The following is a 22,677-nucleotide window of genomic DNA, read 5'->3' on the forward strand; positions in this document are numbered from 1 at the left end:
TCCAGCCCCTAGTCAAAGGTTTTTTGCGATGTATTGTTTCCGTTTGATTCCCGTTGTGGTCGCTTCGCTGTGCCTGTCCGCCAACGTCCTGGCAGACACCCTCTGGCTCAAGAACGGTGATCGTATCACTGGCACGATCGAGTTGCTCGAAGGCGGCAAGCTGATCATGAAGACCGCCATGGCTGGCAACATCAATGTCGACGTGAAGAATATCAAGACATTTGAATCGGAAAACCCTTTGCTGATCAAGTCCGTGGGTGAGGCTGAGCGGGCGCTGGCGGTAACGGCCGCAGAAGAGGGCGCGATCATGGTCGTTAACGGTGAGCCGGAACCAGTCAGGATGGAGATCAGCTCTATTCAGCAGATGCTTGAGCCGCAGCCGCTGATCGAAGACTGGGTCTGGGAAGGCAACGCCACGGCTGCGCTTGATATCAAGGACACGGATACCGAGCAACGTGATCTGGACATGGCCTTTGACACGCGAGCGCGTCACGGCGACTGGCGCCATGTGCTGGGTGGCGAATTCGAGCGCGATTACCGCGACGATGTGAAAAGCCGTCATCTCTGGCAGACCGACTACGATCTGAGCTGGTTTTTCGACGAAAAGTGGTTCTGGCAAACCAGCGCCAGCTATCAGCGCGATCATGTCAGTGAAGTAAAACGCCGCAAACAGCTGGGTATGGGTCCTGGTTACGAGTGGTGGAATAACGCTCTGGGCCGCTTTGAAACCTCGACACGGATCGACCATGTACGCCTGGAGAATCGTGACGGTACCGAAGACATATTCAACGCCCTGGGCGTCGAATGGGATCTGCGTCGCTTTCTCTACGGCAAGCGCTTCGAATTCCTGCATAACGCTGAAACGCTGATTCCGGATGATCCATCAATCAATTTCGTAGTGGATGCCGAGGTTGGAGTGCGCTACCTGCTGAACAGCTGGGCATCGCTGAGCCTGTTGGCCGAGTGGGACTATCTGGATGGCAACAACGATCAGAGCATCAACGACAAGCGCTATCGCTTTGGTCTGGGGGTTAGCTGGTAAGAAGCAGTCTGATAGATCGGCAGGTAAGAAGGCATCAGCTTCTTACCTGTCGGGGAGTGCGCCGGCTCAGAGACGAATGCCGCCGTCCAGTTCCAGAATCCGACCAGTGTAATAGTCGTTTTCAAACAGATAAGCGGCCGAATGAGCAATCTCTTCTGGCTTGCCCATACGTTTTAGTGGAATACCCGAGGTCATCTTTTCCAGCGCCTCGGGCTTCATTCCGGCCGTCATTTCCGTTTCGATAAAGCCCGGTGCAATTCCCGCTACACGAATGCCGTGGCGTGCCAGCTCCTTGCCCCACACTACGGTCATTGCGGCAACGCCAGCCTTGGCCGCCGAGTAGTTGGACTGGCCGATGTTGCCGGCCCGAGAGATCGAGGAAATATTGATGATCAGGCCTTTGTTGCCCAGCTCGATCATTTTCGCTGCGACTTCACGGGTACCCAGGAACACGCCGGTCAGATTGACATCAATCACCGACTGCCACTGCGCCAGGCTCATTTTCTGTATCTGGCCATCTTTGGCTTTGACCAGCAGCCCATCACGCAGAATCCCGGCGTTGTTGATCAAGCCGTTGATTGCGCCGAAGTCCTCGGCGACCCGGCTGACCATGCTTTCTACCTGCTCCTCATTGGCGACGTTGCAGATATACGAGCGGGCATCACCACCTGCGCTTTTGCATGCCGCGACGGCTTCGTCCAGGCGTTCCTGGTTGAGGTCGACCAGGGCCAGCCGGGCACCTTTGGCTGCCAGGTACTCGGCCATAGAGCGCCCCAGGCCCTGACCGCCGCCGGTAATGATGATCACACTGTCTTTTACTTGCATGCTTGGCACTCCTCGAAGCCAATGGGAAAAATAATCCGGCGCAAGCATGCCCGAGTCATGCGCATTTTAGAATACCCGGTAAGTCGTTCTGGTCATTTTTTGAGCGTAAGGCTTGAACAGAGCCGTGAAACCAACCCTGAACCTTAATCAAAGCTGAAGACCGACATGATGGGTTGAAACCGAACCATGTCGGACCCATATATTAAATTCAAACTTATTATCCGAGGTTTTCATGCCTTTCATTCGCTTGCTGTTACTAGCCGTCCCGTTCATTGAACTGGCTGGTTTGATTATTCTGGGGCAGGCCATTGGCGTTGGCTTAACGCTGTTATGGGTGCTCGGCACCATCGTGCTCGGGATTCTGGTGATCAAGAGCCAGGGCTGGGTGATGGTCCAGCGTCTGCAAGCGCAGATGTCGCAAACCGGCTCGCCGCTGATCGTGCTCAAATCCGGCATGTGGGGCGTGCTGGCGGGTGTCTTGTTGGTTATTCCCGGCGTATTGACTGATGCCGCTGCGCTGGTCTGCCTGGTCCTGGCCTGGCGCCACCGCGGCCAGCCGCTACCAGGTGAGCCTGGCGGCCCCAAGGCCTGGACGCGCGATGGCCACACCGTTATCGAAGGCGAGTGGAAACCGGGTGACGAGGCCGCTCCGCAGCGCGATAAACACATCGACCAACAGTGAAAAAATTTTCGGGGTTCCCTTGAAATTGCTGTTCAGGGCCCCATTAACGCAACACCAGTTTTGACAAGCGCCCGTTTTGGGAGCTGAACGGAACAGTGACGCTGCCTACGGCGCGTCCTTCGGGTCGCAAGACCTGATTTAACTTGAAACCCCGGCTTGCCGGTATTCACATCACATTGGGAGACTCACAACGATGAAAATTCGTCCGTTACACGACCGCGTAGTCGTTCGTCGCAGCGAAGAAGAAACAAAAACCGCTGGTGGTATCGTTCTGCCTGGCTCAGCCGCAGAAAAGCCGAACACCGGGGTAGTGGTAGCCGTGGGTACCGGCCGTCTGCTGGACAACGGTGAAGTGCGTGCGCTGGCTGTGAAAGAGGGTGACAAAGTCGTATTTGGCCCTTACTCCGGCAGCAGCAGCATCAAGATTGACGGCGAAGATCTGCTGATCATGAGCGAGTCCGAAATTTACGGCGTGCTGGAATCCTGATTACAGGCTCACCCGCACTCTCTGTATGAACTGATTAAAGGAAAGCGAAAATGGCTGCTAAAGAAGTTAAATTTGGTATCTCCGGCCGCAACAAGATGCTGGCTGGTGTCAATATCCTCGCCGACGCGGTTAAAGCTACTCTGGGGCCAAAGGGCCGCAACGTACTGATTGAGCGCAGCTACGGCGCGCCGATCATTACCAAGGACGGCGTGACCGTTGCCAAGGAAATCGAGCTGAAAGACAAGTTCGAAAACATGGGCGCACAGCTGGTTAAAGACGTTGCTTCACGTGCCAACGATGACGCTGGTGACGGTACTACTACCGCTACCGTTCTGGCTCAGGCCATCGTCACTGAAGGTCTGAAGTCCGTTGCTGCCGGCATGAATCCAATGGATCTCAAGCGCGGTATCGATAAAGCCACTGCTGCCATCGTGGCCGAGATCAAGACACTGGCCAAGCCCTGTGCTGATTCCCGCGCGATTGCCCAGGTAGGCACCATCTCCGCCAACTCTGACGAATCCATCGGCAAGATCATTGCTGAAGCCATGGATCGAGTTGGCAAGGAAGGCGTTATCACGGTTGAAGAAGGTTCCGGTCTGGACAACGAGCTGTCAGTAGTTGAAGGCATGCAGTTTGACCGCGGCTACCTGTCTCCTTACTTCGTCAACAAGCCTGAGACCATGTCTGCCGAGCTGGATAACCCGTATATCCTGCTGGTTGACAAGAAAATCTCCAACATCCGCGAAATGCTGCCGACTCTGGAGGCCGTTGCCAAAGCTGGCCGTCCGCTGATGATCGTGGCTGAAGATGTTGAAGGCGAAGCGCTGGCCACCCTGGTTGTGAACAACATGCGCGGTATCGTCAAAGTTGCCGCCGTCAAGGCGCCTGGCTTTGGTGATCGTCGCAAGGCCATGCTGCAGGATATCGCTATCCTCACCGGTGGTACCGTAATCAGCGAAGAAGTCGGCCTGAGCCTGGAAAACACCACCCTTGAGCACCTGGGTCAAGCCAAGAGCGTTCAGATCAACAAGGACAATACTACCGTTATCGACGGTGCTGGTGCCAAGGTTGATATCGAATCCCGCGTCGGTCAGATCCGCAAGCAGGTTGAAGACACCACCTCCGATTACGATCGCGAGAAGCTGCAAGAGCGTCTGGCCAAACTGGCTGGCGGTGTTGCGGTTATCAAGGTTGGTGCTGCTACCGAAGTGGAAATGAAAGAGAAGAAGCACCGCGTTGAAGACGCTCTGCACGCTACTCGCGCTGCGGTTGAAGAGGGTGTTGTACCTGGCGGCGGTGTTGCCCTGGTACGTGCTCTGCAGGCCATCGACGGCATGACCGGCGATAACGACGACCAGACCGTTGGTATCAATCTGCTGCGTCGCGCTGTGGAAGCGCCTTTCCGTCAGATCGTCACCAACGCTGGCGACGAAGCCTCTGTTGTGCTGGACAAGGTCAAGGCCGGTCAGGGCAACTACGGTTACAACGCCGCGACTGGCGAATACGGCGACATGATCGAGATGGGTATCCTGGATCCCGCCAAGGTCACTCGCAGTGCCTTGCAGGCAGCAGCTTCGGTTGCCAGCCTAATGATCACTACCGAGGCGATGATTGCCGAGTTGCCGGAAGACAAGCCCGCAATGCCTGATATGGGCGGCATGGGTGGTATGGGTGGCATGGGCGGCATGATGTAATTGCAGCCTCTGTAACCAAAAGCCCGGCTTCGCAAGAAGCCGGGCTTTTTATTGCCTGTCTGTCGAGCTTCAGCTGATGAGGCGGTGCTGGAGAAATGTCTTTGTAAGCGTTTTCCTACAGCTTGCGTAAGCTATATCGGCAATGTGCTGTGCGCGGAATGGCCATTGGCCCTGTTTTTATAGGTAACCTGTTGTTTTCAAAAGGTGTCATATTTTTTACGATTAGTTCCCCTCGGTTTCACTGGGCTTGTGCGGGAAACGTAACCAGATATTATGTGTCCAAGCGTTAAGGAAAACGCCGTTCGGCAGGAAGCTGAACTCAGGGAGGGATCAGGATGATAAAGTCAGGATGACTTGGACAAGGATGCCAAATAAGGAATGAAGAGTGGGCGGGCTATCCCGCCCCTTTTTTTGCCTGAAATTTGTCCACTGCGAAAGGGTTGTCGTCGCTCCCCGATAAAATCTGTTCGATAAAAAAGCCGGCGCATGGCCAGCCTCTCTCTATGAACAAGTTCTTACCTGAACGCCTAGCGCTCCAGATATTGCAACTTGTCTGGTACGCCATCCCATTCTTCGGCATCACTCAGCGCTTCTTTCTTCTCGGCAATGTTCGGCCATACTTCCGCCAGTTCGGCGTTCAGCTCGGTGAACTCCTGCATGTCCTCTGGGACTTCGTCTTCCGAGAAGATTGCATTGGCGGGGCATTCCGGCTCGCAGAGCGCGCAGTCGATGCATTCATCCGGGTGAATTACCAGGAAATTGGGGCCTTCATAAAAGCAGTCGACAGGGCAGACCTCAACGCAATCGGTGTACTTGCATTTGATGCAGTTGTCGGTAACAACAAAAGTCATGGTCGGGTCTCCATCCGAATCAGGCGGTCGCAAATATGGCGCGAAATATGGCGCGTAGTCTAGCAGTTTTTCCAGGCCGGTACAGGCTGGCATTAATAATTGCCGATGTTGTCGGCTGTTAGCAGTGGGTTAATGCAAATAGCTATTATTTACCGATATCACGCATGTTCGGACTTCCATTGATATAACAGTTCGAGGGCCTGGCGGGGCGTTAATTCATCCGGCTTCAAACCGCGCAATATATCCACCATCGGATGCGCAGCGCTGGCGAACAGATCATTTTGCAGGGGAATGTGCCGGGCTTTGCCGCTAGTGCTCGCCTGTTGGCTCAGACTCTGTTGTTCGAGCTGCGCCAGATGTTCGCGAGCGCGGTCGATAACCGGTTTGGGTACGCCGGCAAGTTGTGCCACCTGCAGCCCGTAGCTCTGGCTGGCAGGCCCCGGCAGTACACTGTGCAGGAACACGATGCGTTCATTGTGCTCGGTGGCATTCAGGTGCACGTTGGCGACGCCAGGATCGGTGTCGGCCAGACTGGTCAGTTCGAAATAGTGGGTGGCAAACAGGCTGAAGGCGCGGATCTGACCCAGGTACTCGGCAGCAGACCAGGCCAGCGACAGGCCGTCGAAGGTGCTGGTGCCGCGTCCAACTTCGTCCATCAGTACCAGGCTGGCATCGGTAGCGTTGTGCAGGATATTGGCCGTTTCACTCATCTCGACCATGAAGGTCGAACGCCCGCCGGCCAGGTCGTCACTGGAGCCAATGCGGGTGAAAATGCGATCGACCAGCGACAGCTCCGCTGCCTGAGCGGGCACATAGCTGCCGATATGCGCCAGCAGCACGATCAGTGCGGTCTGGCGCATGTAAGTTGATTTACCGCCCATGTTCGGGCCAGTGATGATTAGCATCCGGGTGTCCGGATCGAGCAGCAGGTCGTTGGCCACAAAGGGACCGTCCAGCACCTGTTCCACTACCGGGTGGCGGCCTTGCTGGATATGCATCTGCGAGCCCTCGATAAACTGCGGGCGGCAATAATCCAGCGTGCTGGCGCGCTCACTCAGGGTCGCCAGCACATCCAGTTCGGCGAGGCTGCTGGCGGTGTCTTGCAGCGCAGCAAGGTCTAGGTTGATACGGTCGATCAGTTCCTCATAAAGCGACTTTTCTCTGGCCAGCGCACGGCTGCGTGCTGATAGGGCCTTATCTTCAAAGGTTTTCAGTTCCGGCGTGATAAAGCGTTCGGCGCCCTTGAGCGTCTGCCGCCGTATGTAGTCCGCCGGGGCCTGGGCCGACTGGCCGCGTGACAGCTCGATAAAGTAGCCGTGCACGCGGTTATAGCCGACCTTCAGGGTGGAGAGACCGGTGCGCTCGCGCTCGCGGTTTTCCAGGTCGATCAGATACTGGCCGGCGTTCTCGCTGATATTTTGCAGTTCATCCAGTTCTGCATCGTAACCGGGCTTGATCACACCGCCATCGCGAATCACTGCCGGCGGGTTTTCTATCACCGCCCGTTCAAGTAGCTCGGCCAGTTCCGGGTAGGTGCCGACCTGCTCAGCCAAGCGGCGCAGGTGCGCGGTGTCCAACGGCTGCAGCGCGGTTTGCAGGCTGGGCAGGGTAGCCAGCGCATCACGCAGGCGGGCCAGGTCACGAGGACGCGCTGAGCGCAGTGCAATGCGCGCCAGTATCCGCTCAATGTCGCCGATGCCCTTGAGCACCGGTTGCAGCTCCTCATGGTAGTGCTGTTCCAGCAGCGTGCTGATGCTGCCCTGGCGCGATTGCAATACTGCCATATCGCGCAGCGGGCGATTCAGCCAGCGGCACAGCAGGCGGCTACCCATTGCGGTGGCGGTGTGGTCCAGTACATCCAGCAAGGTGTTGTCGCGGCCTCCGGACAGGTTGCAATCGATTTCCAGATTGCGTCGGCTGGCGCTGTCGATAATGACGCTGTCTTCGAATCGTTCCAGCGTCAGGGCGCGAATATGCGGCAGGGCGGTGCGCTGGGTTTCCTTGGCGTAGTTCATCAGCGCACCGGCGGCGCCCAGGCCCAGCTTCAGATCCTGACAGCCAAAGCCGACCAGATCCTTGGTACCGAATTGTTGCGTCAGTGATTTGAATGCACTGTCGCGATCAAACTCCCAGGGTGCGCGGCGACGTACCGCGCGGCGGCGCTCGATCGGCGTGTTGCTTTCCCAGTCGTCGGGGATCAGCAATTCAGCAGGCGCCAGACGCTCCAGTTCGCCGAGCAGGGTTTCCCAGCCAGCCAGCTCCATGACGCAGAAACGCCCGCTGTTGATATCCAGCGTGGCCAGGCCAAAGCCGCGTTCGCTGCCGACCAATGCTGCCAGCAGGTTGTCGCGCCGTTCATCGAGCAAGGCTTCATCGCTGACGGTGCCGGGCGTGAGTATGCGAACTACCTGGCGTTCTACCGGTCCCTTGCTGGTGGCCGGATCACCGATCTGTTCGCAGATCGCCACTGATTCGCCCAGCTTGACCAGCCTGGCGAGGTAGCCTTCGGCGGCATGGTAGGGGATACCGGCCATTGGAATGGGTTGCCCACCTGACTGTCCGCGGGCGGTCAGGGTAATATCCAGCAGTCTAGCGGCCTTTTTCGCATCGTCGAAAAACAGCTCGTAGAAATCGCCCATGCGATAGAACAGCAACTGCTCGGGATGATGCTGTTTGAGCCCAAAATATTGTTGCATCATGGGTGTGTGGCTGGCGGATTTCTCGGCGCGGCTCATGCAATTCCCTGGTCTGTGGTGGGCATAGGTATATAGATGGTCGAACAACTGGCCGCCTAGTCTACGCAAAGCGTGGCCAGCTTTTAAGCGCAAAATTACGAGGTAGATGGCATGTCTCAGTATGACCCGTTGATCGACTCCGCTGCGGCCCGCCTGGGTAATGCATTGCGGCGTGAAGGGTTGTTGGTAACGGCGGCGGAATCCTGCACTGGCGGTGGCATCTGTGAGGCCATAACGCGAGTCAGCGGCAGCTCGGCGTGGTTTCACAGCGGCTTTGTCACCTACGCCAATCACAGCAAGGCACGTTGGTTGAACGTCAGCGAAGCAGATCTGGCAGCGCATGGCGCAGTCAGCGAGCCGGTGGTCAGAGCCATGGCCCTGGGCGCGCTGGAGGCGGCTGAGGCTGATCTGGCAGTAGCGGTCAGCGGCATCGCCGGCCCCGATGGCGGCTCGCCCGACAAGCCGGTCGGTACTGTCTGGTTTGCCTGGACGTCAAAGGGCGGCGAGACGCTGAGCCTGTGCAAGCGGTTGCAGGGAAGCCGCCGTGAGGTACGTGCGCAAACCGTACTGCACGCGCTAGAGGGGCTGCTCAAGTTGATCGAACGACGTGCTGTGCGCCAGTCCTCAGGTTAACGAAACAAGGGGTAGGCGGCGGCAAACTTCTGTGGAATAATACTGACCATATATACAGTAGTTTTAGCAGAAGCTATTACCGCAGCTATTACAGACATTATCGTTGACCGAGCGCGCAGGCGCCCGCTACACCAAGAGGATGCACAATGGACGACAACAAGAAGAAGGCGCTTACTGCGGCTTTGAGTCAGATTGAACGTCAGTTTGGCAAGGGCGCGGTGATGCGCATGGGCGACCATGAGCGTATGGCCATTCCGTCGATTTCCACTGGCTCGCTGGGTCTGGATATCGCGTTGGGTCTGGGCGGTTTGCCCAAGGGCCGTGTAGTCGAAATCTACGGCCCGGAATCCTCGGGTAAGACCACGCTGACCTTGTCTGTTATTGCCCAGGCGCAAAAGCAGGGCGCCACCTGCGCCTTCGTCGATGCCGAGCATGCACTCGATCCCGAATACGCGGCCAAGTTGGGCGTCAACGTCGATGACCTGCTGGTTTCCCAGCCGGACACCGGTGAGCAGGCGCTGGAAATTACCGACATGCTGGTACGCTCCAATGCGGTTGACGTGATCATTATCGACTCGGTTGCTGCCCTGGTGCCCAAGGCTGAAATCGAAGGCGAGATGGGTGACCACCACGTTGGCGTGCAGGCTCGTTTGATGTCCCAGGCGCTGCGCAAGATCACCGGTAACATCAAGAATGCCAACTGTCTGGTGATCTTCATTAACCAGATCCGTATGAAGATCGGCGTGATGTTCGGTAATCCGGAGACCACTACCGGTGGTAACGCACTGAAATTCTACTCTTCTGTCCGTCTGGATATCCGCCGCACCGGCGCGGTGAAGGAAGGCGATGAAGTGGTCGGTAGTGAAACCCGCGTCAAGGTGGTCAAGAACAAGGTGGCCCCACCGTTCCGCCAGGCCGAGTTCCAGATTCTGTACGGCTCGGGCATCTACCATAATGCCGAGATCATCGATTTGGGTGTACAGATCGGCGAGATCGAAAAAGCCGGTGCCTGGTACAGCTACAAGGGCAGCAAGATCGGTCAGGGCAAGGCTAACGCCGCCAAGTACATGGAAGAGAATCAGGCGATTGCTGACGAGATCGAGAAGGCCATTCGCGACAAGCTGCTGCCCAAGCCGACCAACCCCAAGGCCGCTGCCGCTGCTGAAGCCAGTGCTGATGCTGCTGCCGAGTAAGCTGCTAAGGCATGTTCGGTCGCACGCAGTTGGAGACGCCTCAGGCAGCACGCCGTACAGCACTGGATTTGCTCGCGCGGCGTGAGCACAGCCGCCGTGAAATGCTGCGCAAATTGCAGCAGCGCGGCGCGTCCCCGGCGGTGTGTGAAGCGACGCTGGATCAGCTTGAGGAAGATGGCCTGCTCAGCGATGAGCGCTTCTGCGAAGCCTACATCCATGCGCGAAGTCAGCGCGGCATAGGACCCCAGCGGTTACGTGAAGAATTGCGTGAGCGTGGGGTCGCCGAGCATCTGGTCGAGCGTTATCTGCAAGCGGTTCAGTGGGATTGGACGGAGAGTGCCGAGCAGGTATTTGCCAAGCGCTTCCCCGAAGGCCCAGCGCAGGACCTTAAGGAACGCGCCAAACAGTTGCGCTTTATGCAGTATCGCGGCTTTCCTGATTTTCCTCTCGATTGATAAAGTCGATCAAAGCCCGTAACCGACCATGGTCTCGCCCGTTGAAGGGAAAGCTCAGACGCGGTAGTGCGCACAACTCCGGTTCTTCCTCCCCGGTCGCGCAAGCGTCCTGATTGAAACTGCCATTGCGTGATAGCGCTGAGAATTCTTGACTGATCTGCGTCATGGCCTGTTCGTTGAGTGGCCGATGCATGCGCAGCAGATAACGTCCCTTGCTCCACCGGGCGGAGTGATAGTTGCTGTAAAAGCGCAATATCTCCTGCATCGCGTCTTGCGGTGAGTGGGCCAGTTTCATCAGGTTGAAGTCGCTTTCATGGATATACTCATGATCGCTCAGCTGTTCGCGGAAGAACTGCAAGAGTCCTTCCCAGTAGGTCCCTTCCTCCACATCCAGCAGCACTATCGGCACCATTGGGCTTTTGCCGGTCTGGACCAGGGTCAGCACCTCCAGCGTTTCATCCAGCGTGCCGAAGCCGCCAGGGCAGAGGATCAGCGCATCGGCCTCCTTGACGAAGAACAGCTTGCGCAAAAAGAAGAACTTGAACGGCAGGTCGTGATCGGTGTTGTGCACCACATCATTCGAGCGTTGCTCAAAGGGCAGGGTGATGTTGAACCCCAAACTGTTATCCAGACCGGCGCCCTGATGTGCGGCGGCCATGATGCCGCCACCAGCGCCGGTAATGGTCATATAGTCGTGCCGAGACAGCATACTGCCCATCTCCCGGGCCAGGGAGTAGATACGGCTGTCAGCGTGGGTACGGGCCGAGCCAAACACAGTGACCTTGCGGCGGCGCTTGAATAGCTCCAGCCGGGCAAAGGCCTGCTCCAGCTCGCGGATGGTTTGCAGCATGATCTTGGCGTCCCAACGGTTGCGGTCGGCCTGTGCCATGCGGATAACGTCGAGAATCATGTCACGGTACAGCGCGGCATTTTCGCTCTTGCCCGCGCTCATCTCGATCAGCTCATCGACCTTCTGCTGAAGGCCGCTGCCGCCGGTTTGCCAATGACGGCTAAGATAATCTACGGGGTCCAGTTCATCGCTCATCTATTGCTCTCTTGTTAGCGGGCATCAAAATGCAATCTGCTCGCCGGGTTCGGGGATATTCGCCTGCCAGCCCAGTCGGGCTTTGATTGCTGCAGCCAGCAGTTGGCTTTTCTCCAGTTCGCCATGTACCAGATAAATCTCCGGACTGCGCTCGAACTGACTGAGCCAGTCTATAAGCTGCGATTGCCCGGCATGTGCGGAAAACCCTCCAAGGGTATGCAGTTGAGCTTTGACAGCCAGGCTCTGATGCACAATGCGCACCTGCTTTTCGCCATCGACCAGTCTGCGTCCCAGCGTGCCCTTTGCTTGAAAGCCGGGGAATACCACATGGCAGTTGTCGCGCCACAGATTGTGTTTGAAATGATGAACGATGCGCCCACCATTGCACATGCCCGCGCCGGCGATAATGATTGCCCCGCTACCAATGCGGTTGATGGCTATCGATTCATCGGGAGTTGGCGTACATCTGAGAATGGGTAACCAGTGTTTCAAATCACCCTTGCCGTGCTGCTCGATGGCGGTTTTATCATCGTGATTGAATTGTTGGTGGTAGCGATCGTAAATTGCAGTAGCGGCGATGGCCATGGGGCTGTCCAGAAACACTACCTGCTGTTTCAGCGAGCCTTCCTGATAGAACTTGCCCAGGTAATACAGCAGCTCTTGGGTGCGCCCTACCGCAAAGGCCGGAAAAAGCACATTGCCGCCGGCCTCGAAAGCGTCTTTGAGTATGCTCTTCAGTTCATCCAGTGTGTCCTCAAGCGGACGGTGGTCACGGTCACCATAAGTTGATTCCATCAGCAGCAGATCGGCTTCGCGGATAACGCTGGGATCGTGCAGCAGCGGTGAACAGCTGTTACCCAGATCGCCGGAAAATACCAGCCGGCGCATCAGGTTGTGCGGCTCATGAATCAGCATTTCGACGATGGCCGACCCGAGAATATGCCCGGCTTCATGGAAGCGCAGCTCTATCCCCTGGGTGATCTCGGTGGGTTGTTCGTGCTCAAGCGTCTGGCACTGACCAAGAATACGGTCGACGTCGGTTTGCGTGTACAGCGGCTCAAGCAATGCCTTGCCTGCGCGCTGACGCCAGCGGTTTTCCCATTCGGTGTCGCGTTCCTGCAAGCCCGCGGCATCCTTGAGCATCAGTTCCAGCAGGGACCGGCTGGCCGGCGTCAGATAAACGGAGCCCCGGTAACCCTCGGCGGCAAGCTTGGGCAGCAAGCCAGAATGGTCCAGATGCGCGTGGGAAATAACCACCGCATCCAGGCTGCTCGGATCGAAGGGAAAGCGGTTGCGGTTGTGTGCTTCGTCGCGGCGAAAGCCCTGCGTCATGCCGCACTCAAGCAACACCTTGCGGCCATTGGCGTCAATCAGGTAACAGGATCCGGTAACTTGCTGTACTGCGCCGTGAAAGGTCAGAAGAGCCATGGGACGCACCTGTGCTATGAAAAGCCCATTATGCCAAGGTCAGGCAAACGGACTTTTGATATGCATCAGTTTATAGCGCCTGGCAGTGCTCCGCCACAAAGCTCTGGGTCAGCACCGGGCGGCTCGAGCCGGTGACCGAAAAATGGTAGGTCAGGGTGGCGCCCATATCCATCAAACGGCGGAAGCGCTGATCGGCACACACGCTGGCCTGTAACTGCGTACGCACCACCAGCGGGTCGCGCTGCAACTGCTCGGCGTAACCCTGGTTGACGGAAAGATGATTGATCAGCTCGGTGCCTTCGCTGCTATAGCCTTCATCGACGATATTGTCGTTGATGGTCCGGGGCGCGCCTTCACTGCTCTGCTCTGCTACCTGCTTGAGGGTATCCTGCAGCCGCGACTCGCGAAGCGAAACGGCGTGACTAGGCAGGGCGATGCATAAAACGACAAGTAAGGACAACCAACGCATGGAATTCTCTCCAACAATAATAGTGTCACGAACTTCGACCATGGCTCCTCGTACTGGTTCGTAATGGTTAACGTTGTTTCGCAACGAGCCGATAGTTGAGCGGTCGATGGACCGTGAGTAAATGGAACGTGAGTAAGTGTGGCAAAATGCCTGTGGTCATCATGACCTGCATTTAACCCAAAGGTTTCCCGTGTCAGCCAAATCCCCCCATGCTGTTGAGCGCCTCAGGGCCGAATTGAAATCCGCATCCACCCGGCCGTTCAAGGCCAGGGGCGCCAAGTTGCGGCGCTGCGTTGGCTGCCTGCAGGCAGCCCATGCGTGCGTCTGTAGCTGGCGGCCGTTACTCGATAGCAAGGTTGGATTCTGCCTGATCATGCATGCGATGGAGCCGCTCAAGCCGACCAACACCGGACGCCTGATCGCCGACTGTATCACCGATACCCATGCCTTTGTCTGGTCGCGTACCAGCGTCGATCCAGCATTGCTTGAATTGCTCGCCGATCCGCAATGGCAGCCCTATGTGGTTTTCCCCGCCGAATACGCGCATAACGGCCAGCCGGTAGCGACCGGTATTGAGCTGCGGGAGGGTAAACGGCCGTTGCTGATTATTCTGGATGCGACCTGGACACAGGCGCGCAAGATGTTCCGCAAGAGCCCCTGGCTGGATGAATTTCCGGTGCTGAGTTTGCAGACCGAGCAGTTGTCGAGATATCGGCTGCGGCGCTCTACCCGTGAAGAACACTTGTGTACCGTTGAAGTGGCGACGGCGTGCCTGGGGCTGGCCGGGGAGGATGGGACGGCGAACCTGCTGAACGACTATTTTGACGTATTTACCGACGCTTATCTGGCATCGCGCGGTAACTGGGGCGTGACCGCTGAGCTGCCGTCACGTCAGCGGCTGGCAAACTACCTGGGCGTATCGGCCGAGGTCAGTGATGGCCCGCAGGCTCCTGCTGCACGGGCGCCAGAGCACGTCGACGCTCCAGGTAAATAGGCACCAGCTGCGCGATCAGCATACCGGCCAGCATCAGGCAGCAACCGATAAAGCCGCGCAGGCTAAGGCTTTCTTCCAGGAACAGCCAACCGGCCAGCGCGGCGAACACCGCTTCCAGGCTGAGAATCACCGCCGCGTGCGAGGCAATGGCATTTTTCTGCGCAACCACTTGCAAGGTAAAGCCCACACCCACCGCCAGCAGGCCCCCATACAGAATGGCCGGACCGGCCAGCACAATGCCGTCCCAGTTAAAGGTTTCAAACAGCAACGCCATGCTCAGGCTGATGACAGCGCAGACGACAAACTGGCAGAAGGCAACGCGCACCGGGTCATAACGGCTAGCCAACGCGCCGACCAGCAGCACGTGCACCGCCCAGCAGGCTGCGCCAGTCAGTTGCAGCCAGTCACCCGGCGCGACGCTGTAATCGGCGTTGACGCTAAGCAGCAACATACCCACCAACGCCAGCAACGCGCCGCCCCACGTGCCCAGACTGGTGCGCATGCCAATAAACAAACCGAAAATGGGGACTAGAATGACGTATAGGCCAGTAATAAAGCCGGCGTTGGTCACCGTGGTGAACATCAGCCCGATCTGTTGCAGGTTGATGCCCAGAGTCAGCATCAAGCCCAGCACCAGGCTACCCAGCAACATGGGTTTGCTAAAGCGGCGTTCGGCATCTTTACCCTGGGGGCTGGCCAGTAACACCAGAGGTAGAATTGCCAGCGCACCCAAGGTGAAGCGCAGCCCGGTGTAAAGAAACGGGCCAACATGGTCCATCGCGACGCTTTGTGCGACGAAAGTCGAACCCCAGATCAGGGCGGTGAGTAACATCAGGGCGTCGGAGCGGTAGGCGCTGGATTTCATGTCGCGTTCACAGGTGAAATAGGGCGGGCAAAAGGGTGAAGCGGCGCAGTATGCCTACACCCCGAGACAGAAAACAGATACAGTTGCGCCTGACCTCATTGCAGTTGCCTGGAACTGACTGTGAACTCGCCTAAAGGCAGAGGTTGACGAAAGAACTTCGCAGCACACAACAATAACATTTGAATCGGGAACGCCAGGTATGGGTCTCTCCTACGACATCTTGATCGCAGACGATCATCCGCTGTTTCGCAGCGCCTTGCGCCAGGCGTTGATCAGCGGCTCCGAGGCGCAGGTAGCCTTGACTGAAGCGGGCAGTATTGCCGAGCTACAAGCCTGCCTGGATCAGCGAAGTGATTGGGATCTGGTGTTGCTGGATCTGAATATGCCCGGTGCCTATGGCTTTTCCGGTCTGGTATTGCTGCGCGGCCAGTACCCGCAGATTCCGGTGGTGGTTATTTCCGCTCAGGAGGAACAACCGGTGGTGCAGCGAGCACGGGATTTCGGCGCCAGTGGCTTTATCCCCAAGTCGTCATCACTCGAAGGCATTCAGGATGCGGTGCGCAATGTGCTTGAAGGCGGCGTCAGTTGGCCCGATGCTTCCCAGAGCGCGGGCTTGATGTCCGAGCAGGAAAAGAACGTCAGCGACCAGTTGGCCAGCCTCACACCGCAGCAATTTCGCGTACTGACCATGGTCTGCGATGGCTTGCTGAACAAGCAGATCGCCTACGACCTCAGTGTTTCCGAAGCAACGGTCAAGGCGCACGTCACGGCCATCTTCCGTAAACTGGGCGTGCGTACACGAACGCAGGCCGCGCTGGTACTGCAACACATGGAACTGACCCGAGCCGGTCATTGATTCAGGTAATGGCATGACCAATCCGTACAAGGGTGTGACCGGTATCAAGCGTATCTGGTATGCCCTTGGTTATTCGCTCGACGGCCTCAAGGCCGCGTACCGTGGCGAGGCTGCCTTTCGCCAACTGGTCTGGCTGGCAGTGATACTCATCCCCCTGGCGCTGGTCCTGCCAGTCAGCTATGTCGGCCGCGCACTCATGGTGGGCAGTGTGTTGCTGTCGCTCATGATCGAACTGCTTAACTCTGCCATTGAGGCGGCCATTGATCGCATCTCCCTCGAGCGTCATCCGTTGTCCAAGGCCTCCAAGGACATGGGCAGCGCAGCGCAGATGCTCGGGTTGATTATGATCGCGGTAGTCTGGTCACTGGTGTTGTTGGAGCCGCAGTGAATGCCATCACGACTTATGTCTAGCGATCACGGGCTGGGCAAGGGCGCGACAGAATGACAGACTCGGTTATCACTGATGTTTATCCGGCTGGGCTGATGATGCGGGCTATCACTCCGGGCTAACAATTCAAGGGTGTGCTGACCAATCATGATGCTTTCAGGCCCACTGGTTGCTTCCATCTTCCTGTTGTATATGGCGTTGCTGTTCGCCATCGCGTTCTGGGGAGATCGCCAGACCAACGAATTCAATCCACGGCTGCGGGTCTGGGTCTACAGCCTGTCGTTGGCCGTTTGGTGTACCAGCTGGACCTTCTTCGGTGCGGTAGGCATGGCCTCCGAACAGCTATGGGGCTTTCTGCCGATCTATATCGGCCCGGTCATCCTGTTTCTGTTCGGCTGGCGGCTGTATGCGCGCATGATCGCCATCAGCAAGCAGGAAAATATCACCTCGATTGCCGACTTTATCGCCTCGCGGTATGGCAAGTCGCAGACCCTGGCCGTTGCGGTCAGCTTGCTCTGTCTGGTCAGCGTTCTGCCCTATATTGCCTTGCAGCTCAAAGGTATCGTGCTTGGCTTCAATCTGCTCAGTGGCAGCGCCGCCAGTGGAGTAGAGCTGGGCGAGGTAGCCGGAGCCGAAGATACCGCGCTGATTGTTACCCTGGTGCTGGCGCTGTTCACCATTCTGTTCGGTACCCGCAGCCTGGATGCTACCGAGCACCATCGCGGCATGATGCTGGCTATCGCCTTCGAGTCGCTGGTCAAGCTGTTCGCGTTTCTTGCCGTGGGTGCCTTCGTGACCTTCAGCCTGTTCGGCGGCGTCGGGGATCTGATTGATCGCGCCAGCAGCAGTGTCGAACTGCACGACTACTGGCAGCGCGATACGCTATTCACCAATCTGCTGTTCCAGTCGTTTATCGCGATACTGGCGTTTCTCTGTCTGCCGCGACAGTTTCAGGTTGCTGTAGTGGAAAATATCCAGCCTGGCGATATGCGCATGGCGCGCTGGGTCTTCCCGGCGTATGTGGTGTTGGCCGGGCTGTTCGTGATTCCCATCAGCCTGGCGGGGCAGATGACTCTGGGCCCGTCGGTATCGGCGGACTCCTATGTCATCAGCATCCCGTTGCTGGAAGGGCATCCATTGCTTGCCCTGCTGGCCTTTATCGGTGGGGCCTCTGCGGCTACCGGTATGGTGATTGTTGCGGCCATTGCGCTCAGTACCATGGTTTCCAACGACGTGGTGCTGCCGCTGTTGCTGCGCAACCGTAATCGGCCGGAGCGCACCTATGAAGAATTTCGCGGCCTGCTGTTGAATGTGCGGCGCACCAGTATTCTGGTGATCCTGCTATTGGCCTATGTGGTCTATCGGCTGATCGGCTCGGCCGGCAGTCTGGCGAGTATCGGTCAGATCGCTTTCGCTGCCATCGCCCAGCTGTCGCCGGCGATGTTCGGCGCGCTGTTCTGGAAGCAGGCCAACCGCAGTGGTGTGTTTGCCGGTTTGCTGGTCGGCATCAGCCTGTGGTTCTACATGTTGATTCTGCCGCTGCTCGGCGGCGAGTTGCAAGGCTGGCCCTTGCTGGACCCGTTATATGCCAGCTCGTTGGGTCTGCCGATCGACAGCCTGACCCTGGGCAGCCTGATTTCCCTGGCAGGCAACGTGGCGGTATTTGTGATGATTTCCTTGCTCAGCCGCACGCGCGTGCTTGAGCACTGGCAGGCCAGCCGCTTCGTCAGCCAGGACTCCCAGCAGTGGCACGACGGACCCAGTCGCGCGCTCCTGCGCGTCACCCTCGAGGACCTGCTGGCGCTGGCCGGACGTTTTGTCGGTGAAGAGCGCGCGCACAAGAGCTTCCTGCGTTTTTCCGAAGCGCTGGGCAAACCCCTGGTGCTGAATCACAACGCCAGCAGTGCCTGGATTACTCACAGCGAGCGCTTGCTCGCCGGGGTACTGGGTGCGTCTTCGGCGCGGGTGGTGGTCAAGGCTGCGATTGAAGGCCGCGATATGCACTTTGATGATGTGGTGCGCATCGTCGATGAAGCCTCGGAGGTATTGCAGTTCAACCGCGGATTGCTGCAGGGTGCGATCGAGAACATCACCCAGGGAATCAGCGTGGTCGACAAGGAGCTGCGTCTGGTGGCTTGGAACCGCCGCTATTTGGAAATGTTCGAGTACCCGGAAGGGCTGATTTTTATCGGTCGGCCCATCGCTGATATCATCCTGCACAACGCCGGCCGCGGCCTGTGCGGCCCCGGTGACCCGCAGGATCATGTGGAAAAGCGCATCAACTGGATGCGCCAGGGCACCGCGCATCGTTCCGAACGTCTGTTCCCCAGTGGCCAGGTGATCGAAATCATCGGCAACCCGATGCCCGGCGGCGGCTTCGTCATGAGTTTTACCGATATTTCCGATTTCCGCCGCGCCGAGCAGGCTCTCAAGGAATCCAACGAAAGCCTGGAGCAGCGCGTAGCCGAGCGTACCAGCGAACTGTCCGAGCTGAACCAGGCGTTGATTCAGGCCAAGGCCCAGACCGAGCGCGCCAGTCAGTCGCAAAGCCGCTTTCTCACCGCGGTCAGCCACGATCTGATGCAACCGATGAACGCTGCTCGACTGTTCTCTGCCTCGCTATCGCACCAGTCGCATCTGCCCTCCGAAGCCGAAGAGCTGGTGCGGCACCTGGACACCTCGCTGCGTTCAGCCGAGGACCTGATTTCGGATCTGCTGGATATCTCGCGCCTGGAAGCCGGGCGTATTCGTCCGGAGTGGACCGACTTCGGCCTGCGCGATCTGCTTGAGCCGTTAAGAATCGAACTTGGCGCGATGGCGGTGGAGCAGGGCGTGGACCTGCGTGTGCATATCAGCAACCTGCGCGTGCGCAGTGACATGCGCCTGCTGCGCCGGGTATTACAGAATTTCCTGACCAACGCCTTCCGCTATGCCGGGCGCTCCAAGGTGGTGCTTGGTGTGCGGCGCATGGGGGATCAGGTGCGCATCGAAGTCTGGGATCAGGGCCCGGGCATTCCCGAGGATAAGCTGCAGGTGATCTTTGAAGAGTTTCAGCGTCTGGACAGCCACCGTACCCAGGCAGAAAAAGGCCTGGGCCTGGGGTTGGCCATTGCTGACGGGCTGTGTCGGGTACTCGGGCATGAGCTGGCGGTACGCTCTTGGCCGGGCGCGGGCAGTGTCTTCAGCGTGACCGTACCGCTGGCGCGGCATAAGCGTCGCACCAGCAGCAAGGCCGGTGGGCAAGTCAGCCCTATCGTCAGCGGCGCGCAGGTGCTGTGTATCGATAATGAACCGAACATCCTCACGGGTATGCAGAGCCTGCTTAGCCGCTGGCAATGCAATGTCGCGGTGGCGCGGGATCGTGATGAGGTTCAGCAGGTCCTGGCTCAGGGCTTTATGCCGCAACTGGTGCTGGTGGATTATCATCTGGACGCAGGCGACACCGGAGTGGAATTGATGCACTGGTTGCGGGTACTCAAAGGCCAGGAGTTCCCGGGCGTGATCATCAGCGCCGATGGACGCAGCGAGCTGGTTACCCAGATCCGGCTGGCCGGGCTGGATTTTCTGCCGAAACCGGTCAAGCCGGCCGCGCTGCGGGCGTTGATCAGCCGCTACGTGGAGCTGCAATAGCAGCACTCTTGGTGCCTAACTGTATCTTGTCGGGCGACGGCAGAGGCTGGTAGCTTAAGCCGCCTCATTGTTCGGGGTTATGTTGCATGTCTTCGCGGTTCAAAACGGCCTTGCTGGGCGCTCGGGATACCATCCCGATGTTGGTCGGCGCGCTGCCGTTCGGCATCATTTTCGGTACGTTGGCGGTCTCGTCGGGCTTGTCGGCGGGCGCCACACTGGCCATGTCTGCCCTGGTATTCGCCGGCTCTGCACAATTCATCGCTATCAGCCTGATCGCCTCGGGCACCGGACTTGTGGTGATTCTGTTGACCACCCTGATCGTCAACCTGCGGCACATGCTCTACAGCGCCAGTATGCTGCCTTATGTCCGTCATCTGCCGCAGCGCTGGCGCGTGCCGCTAGCCTTCTGGCTGACCGACGAAAGTTTCGCCGTGGTGCACCGTTATTATCAGAATGCAACTGTACCGCTGGCCGGCAAACAGTGGTATTTCCTCGGTTCCTGCCTGGCCATGTACAGCAACTGGTTTGCCTGCACGCTGGTCGGCGTGCTGCTGGGCCACGCATTGCCGGGTATGGCGGACTGGGGGCTGGATTTCGCCATGGTCGCGACTTTTATCGGCATCGTCGTGCCCTTGCTGCGCACGCGCCCCATGTTGGTCGCTGCGCTGGTAGCGGCAGTGGTGGCGGTCGCAGCCAATGGCCTGCCGTACAAGCTCGGCCTGATGCTCGCAGCCTTGCTCGGCGTGATCGCGGGCGTTATTGCAGAGCGACTGCAGCCCAAGGTGATCTATCCCGAGCAGGATCAGGGGGTGACCGATGAATCCCTATGAAATCGCTCTGATCGGCGGCATGGCGGTCATCACCTTTGCCATCCGCTACACGCTGTTTGCTGTGGGCCACCGGGTGCGTTTCAGCCCACTGGTAACCCAGGCGTTGAGCTATGTACCGGTGGTGGTGCTCACGGCTATCGTGGCACCCGCCATGCTGATGCCGGACGGCGCCAACCTGGACCTGTCGCTGGATAATGCCTATCTGGTCGGTGGCATTGTGGCGATCGTGATTGCCGCCAAGTGGCGCAATCTGCTGGCCACCATCATCGGCGGCCTGGCGTTCTTCTTTATCTGGCGCTGGCTGTTCGGCTGATTACCAGAAGGTCGCCCGGCCACTGCGCACTGCGCTGATCATCAGCGTCAGCGCGGCCAGGGAAATCAGGGTGGTGAAGCCCAGCACGGTGGTGCCAAAGCCAATGGCATCACTGGTAAAGCCCACACCCAACACTACTGACGCCATGGTCAGATAAGCCATGAGGTAGAAGGCCGAGATGATGCCGCCGCGCTCGGCCGGCGGCGCTACCTGGCTGATCGACGCGATAGCCACAACGCCGGTTGCGCCGGCCCCGGTGGCGGTCGCCAGCGTCGCTAGCCCGAACAGGCCCGGAGAACTGAGCAGTACCGACGCGGCCATGATCATCAAGCCAGCAATCAGGATGCTCGGTCCGGCAATCAGGAGGCGGTTCAAGGGCTGGCGCTGGCAGGCAAACTGACTGAGCCCGGCCATCAATTGCCAGGCCGCGGCGAACAACCCGGCCACCGCCCGGTCGCTGATACCGGTCAGGTTCATGGCCAAGCTTGGCCCCAGAGACGCGTACAGGCTGCCGGTAGACCAGGCCAGGCAAATGGTCGCCGCAGCAAACACGAAGGCACCGAGCAGTTCACGTGGCACTTTAATCGTGGTCGGGCGCCAGGCGCGCAGGCGGAAGTTGCTCTGCCGCTGGCCGATATGGGCGGGCCAGGGGGCGGTCAGCAGTAGGGTGATGGTTCCCAGGCAGAGGGCGACAATCACCATAAACGGCCAGAGGTCCGCGCCGGAACCAAAAAACAGCGCGAGCGAACTGACCGTCGGCCCGGCAAAGGCGCCCAAGGTGAAGAACAACGCAGACAGGGTCGCGGCGCGGGTCCAGTTCTCGTTCGGTTCCAGTTCGACCAGTGCCGCCGACGCCGCCCCGGTGACAATCCCGGTACCGATGCCGGTCAGAATGCGTGCCAGCCCCAGGCCGTATATGTCCTCGGCGAGCATGAAGGCGACGGCCCCGCCCAGAATGAACAGTAGCCCGGGCACCATCATCTGCCGTCGGCCGAGCTTGTCAGACAATGAACCCAGCGTCAGCAAAGTGGTGACCACACCCAGAACATAGATGGAAAACACCGCTGTAAGCGCTGTAGAGGAAAAGCCCCAGCGCGCCTGCCAGAACGAATACAGCGGGGTAGGCAGGTTACTGGCGAAAATGGTGGTGAATATGGCCAGCAGCGCCGCGACCATGGCCAGGCCCCGGCGGTCTTCCTTTGCTGGTGAAGTTGTCGTACCTGTCATGCGCCTGCCCCCGTCTCAATGCGCTGATTATCGCA

The 22,677-nt window shown here is 58.4% G+C and carries 21 protein-coding genes; 13 read left to right on the top strand and 8 right to left on the bottom strand.

What is annotated here, in order from left to right; all coding sequences use genetic code 11:
• Positions 1 to 28: 28 nt before the first annotated feature.
• Positions 29 to 1,042 (top strand): DUF481 domain-containing protein, encoded by a 1,014-nt coding sequence (locus tag DT594_RS00070; protein WP_149330824.1) that lies wholly within the window; start codon positions 29 to 31, stop codon positions 1,040 to 1,042.
• 66 nt (positions 1,043 to 1,108) lie between these two features.
• On the opposite strand, the gene DT594_RS00075 is transcribed toward DT594_RS00070, so the two are convergent.
• Positions 1,109 to 1,867 carry an SDR family oxidoreductase gene (locus tag DT594_RS00075; protein WP_149330825.1) on the bottom strand — a complete coding sequence of 253 codons (759 nt, stop codon included), beginning with the start codon at positions 1,865 to 1,867 and terminating at the stop codon, positions 1,109 to 1,111.
• Between the two features lie 232 nt (positions 1,868 to 2,099).
• On the opposite strand from DT594_RS00075, the gene DT594_RS00080 reads away from it, so the two are divergent.
• From DT594_RS00080 to groL, 3 genes are all read left to right on the top strand, one after another.
• Complete coding sequence (locus DT594_RS00080; RefSeq protein ID WP_149330826.1) at positions 2,100 to 2,549, top strand: FxsA family protein; 450 nt, start codon at positions 2,100 to 2,102, stop codon at positions 2,547 to 2,549.
• Between the two features lie 193 nt (positions 2,550 to 2,742).
• Positions 2,743 to 3,036, top strand: a complete 294-nt coding sequence (locus DT594_RS00085; RefSeq protein ID WP_022964075.1) for a co-chaperone GroES — start codon at positions 2,743 to 2,745, stop codon at positions 3,034 to 3,036.
• 50 nt (positions 3,037 to 3,086) lie between these two features.
• Positions 3,087 to 4,730 carry a chaperonin GroEL gene (gene groL, locus DT594_RS00090; RefSeq protein ID WP_149330827.1) on the top strand — a complete coding sequence of 548 codons (1,644 nt, stop codon included), beginning with the start codon at positions 3,087 to 3,089 and terminating at the stop codon, positions 4,728 to 4,730.
• A 527-nt stretch (positions 4,731 to 5,257) separates the two neighbouring features.
• Here groL and fdxA read toward each other — a convergent pair.
• Positions 5,258 to 5,581, bottom strand: coding sequence for a ferredoxin FdxA (gene fdxA / locus DT594_RS00095; protein WP_096347463.1), 324 nt, complete (start codon positions 5,579 to 5,581; stop codon positions 5,258 to 5,260).
• Positions 5,582 to 5,739: 158 nt separating this feature from the next.
• Positions 5,740 to 8,316, bottom strand: coding sequence for a DNA mismatch repair protein MutS (gene mutS / locus DT594_RS00100; protein WP_246164516.1), 2,577 nt, complete (start codon positions 8,314 to 8,316; stop codon positions 5,740 to 5,742).
• Positions 8,317 to 8,427: 111 nt separating this feature from the next.
• Here mutS and DT594_RS00105 point away from each other — a divergent pair, with 111 nt between their 5' ends.
• The 3 genes from DT594_RS00105 to DT594_RS00115 all read left to right on the top strand — a co-directional run bounded on the left by DT594_RS00105 (position 8,428) and on the right by DT594_RS00115 (position 10,597).
• Positions 8,428 to 8,949 carry a CinA family protein gene (locus DT594_RS00105; protein ID WP_149330828.1) on the top strand — a complete coding sequence of 174 codons (522 nt, stop codon included), beginning with the start codon at positions 8,428 to 8,430 and terminating at the stop codon, positions 8,947 to 8,949.
• Positions 8,950 to 9,095: 146 nt separating this feature from the next.
• A complete protein-coding gene (gene recA / locus DT594_RS00110; protein ID WP_149330829.1) occupies positions 9,096 to 10,142 on the top strand; it encodes a recombinase RecA in 1,047 nt (348 codons plus the stop codon).
• A gap of 11 nt (positions 10,143 to 10,153) precedes the next feature.
• Positions 10,154 to 10,597, top strand: coding sequence for a regulatory protein RecX (locus DT594_RS00115; protein WP_149330830.1), 444 nt, complete (start codon positions 10,154 to 10,156; stop codon positions 10,595 to 10,597).
• On the opposite strand, the gene DT594_RS00120 is transcribed toward DT594_RS00115, so the two are convergent.
• The 3 genes from DT594_RS00120 to DT594_RS00130 form a co-directional block, all read right to left on the bottom strand.
• Positions 10,557 to 11,642 (bottom strand): LOG family protein, encoded by a 1,086-nt coding sequence (locus DT594_RS00120; RefSeq protein WP_149330831.1) that lies wholly within the window; start codon positions 11,640 to 11,642, stop codon positions 10,557 to 10,559. The two genes, DT594_RS00115 and DT594_RS00120, sit on opposite strands and share 41 nt — an antisense overlap.
• A 24-nt stretch (positions 11,643 to 11,666) precedes the next feature.
• Positions 11,667 to 13,070 carry an MBL fold metallo-hydrolase RNA specificity domain-containing protein gene (locus DT594_RS00125; RefSeq protein WP_149330832.1) on the bottom strand — a complete coding sequence of 468 codons (1,404 nt, stop codon included), beginning with the start codon at positions 13,068 to 13,070 and terminating at the stop codon, positions 11,667 to 11,669.
• A gap of 70 nt (positions 13,071 to 13,140) precedes the next feature.
• Positions 13,141 to 13,539 carry a PA3611 family quorum-sensing-regulated virulence factor gene (locus DT594_RS00130; RefSeq protein WP_178091350.1) on the bottom strand — a complete coding sequence of 133 codons (399 nt, stop codon included), beginning with the start codon at positions 13,537 to 13,539 and terminating at the stop codon, positions 13,141 to 13,143.
• A gap of 190 nt (positions 13,540 to 13,729) precedes the next feature.
• On the opposite strand from DT594_RS00130, the gene DT594_RS00135 reads away from it, so the two are divergent.
• Positions 13,730 to 14,533, top strand: coding sequence for a tRNA-uridine aminocarboxypropyltransferase (locus DT594_RS00135; protein WP_149330834.1), 804 nt, complete (start codon positions 13,730 to 13,732; stop codon positions 14,531 to 14,533).
• On the opposite strand, the gene DT594_RS00140 is transcribed toward DT594_RS00135, so the two are convergent.
• Positions 14,469 to 15,398 (bottom strand): DMT family transporter, encoded by a 930-nt coding sequence (locus DT594_RS00140; protein ID WP_149330835.1) that lies wholly within the window; start codon positions 15,396 to 15,398, stop codon positions 14,469 to 14,471. The two genes, DT594_RS00135 and DT594_RS00140, sit on opposite strands and share 65 nt — an antisense overlap.
• 199 nt (positions 15,399 to 15,597) lie before the next feature.
• Here DT594_RS00140 and DT594_RS00145 point away from each other — a divergent pair, with 199 nt between their 5' ends.
• The 5 genes from DT594_RS00145 (at position 15,598) to DT594_RS00165 (ending at position 21,415) form a co-directional block, all read left to right on the top strand.
• Complete coding sequence (locus DT594_RS00145; RefSeq protein WP_149330836.1) at positions 15,598 to 16,254, top strand: response regulator transcription factor; 657 nt, start codon at positions 15,598 to 15,600, stop codon at positions 16,252 to 16,254.
• Positions 16,255 to 16,267: 13 nt separating this feature from the next.
• Positions 16,268 to 16,642, top strand: a complete 375-nt coding sequence (locus DT594_RS00150) for a diacylglycerol kinase (RefSeq protein WP_149330837.1) — start codon at positions 16,268 to 16,270, stop codon at positions 16,640 to 16,642.
• Positions 16,643 to 16,789: 147 nt separating this feature from the next.
• Positions 16,790 to 20,272 (top strand): hybrid sensor histidine kinase/response regulator, encoded by a 3,483-nt coding sequence (locus DT594_RS00155; protein ID WP_149330838.1) that lies wholly within the window; start codon positions 16,790 to 16,792, stop codon positions 20,270 to 20,272.
• 86 nt (positions 20,273 to 20,358) lie between these two features.
• Positions 20,359 to 21,102 carry an AzlC family ABC transporter permease gene (locus DT594_RS00160; protein WP_149330839.1) on the top strand — a complete coding sequence of 248 codons (744 nt, stop codon included), beginning with the start codon at positions 20,359 to 20,361 and terminating at the stop codon, positions 21,100 to 21,102.
• The gene (locus DT594_RS00165; protein WP_096347475.1) at positions 21,089 to 21,415 is read left to right on the top strand and encodes an AzlD domain-containing protein; all 327 of its coding nucleotides are present in this window, start codon (positions 21,089 to 21,091) and stop codon (positions 21,413 to 21,415) included. The genes DT594_RS00160 and DT594_RS00165 overlap by 14 nt, the downstream gene beginning before the upstream one ends.
• Here DT594_RS00165 and DT594_RS00170 read toward each other — a convergent pair whose 3' ends face one another.
• A complete protein-coding gene (locus tag DT594_RS00170; protein WP_149330840.1) occupies positions 21,416 to 22,642 on the bottom strand; it encodes an MFS transporter in 1,227 nt (408 codons plus the stop codon).
• Between the last annotated feature and the right edge of the window lie 35 nt (positions 22,643 to 22,677).

The organism is Halopseudomonas laoshanensis (genome assembly GCF_008365385.1).
Lineage (GTDB): Bacteria > Pseudomonadota > Gammaproteobacteria > Pseudomonadales > Pseudomonadaceae > Halopseudomonas > Halopseudomonas laoshanensis.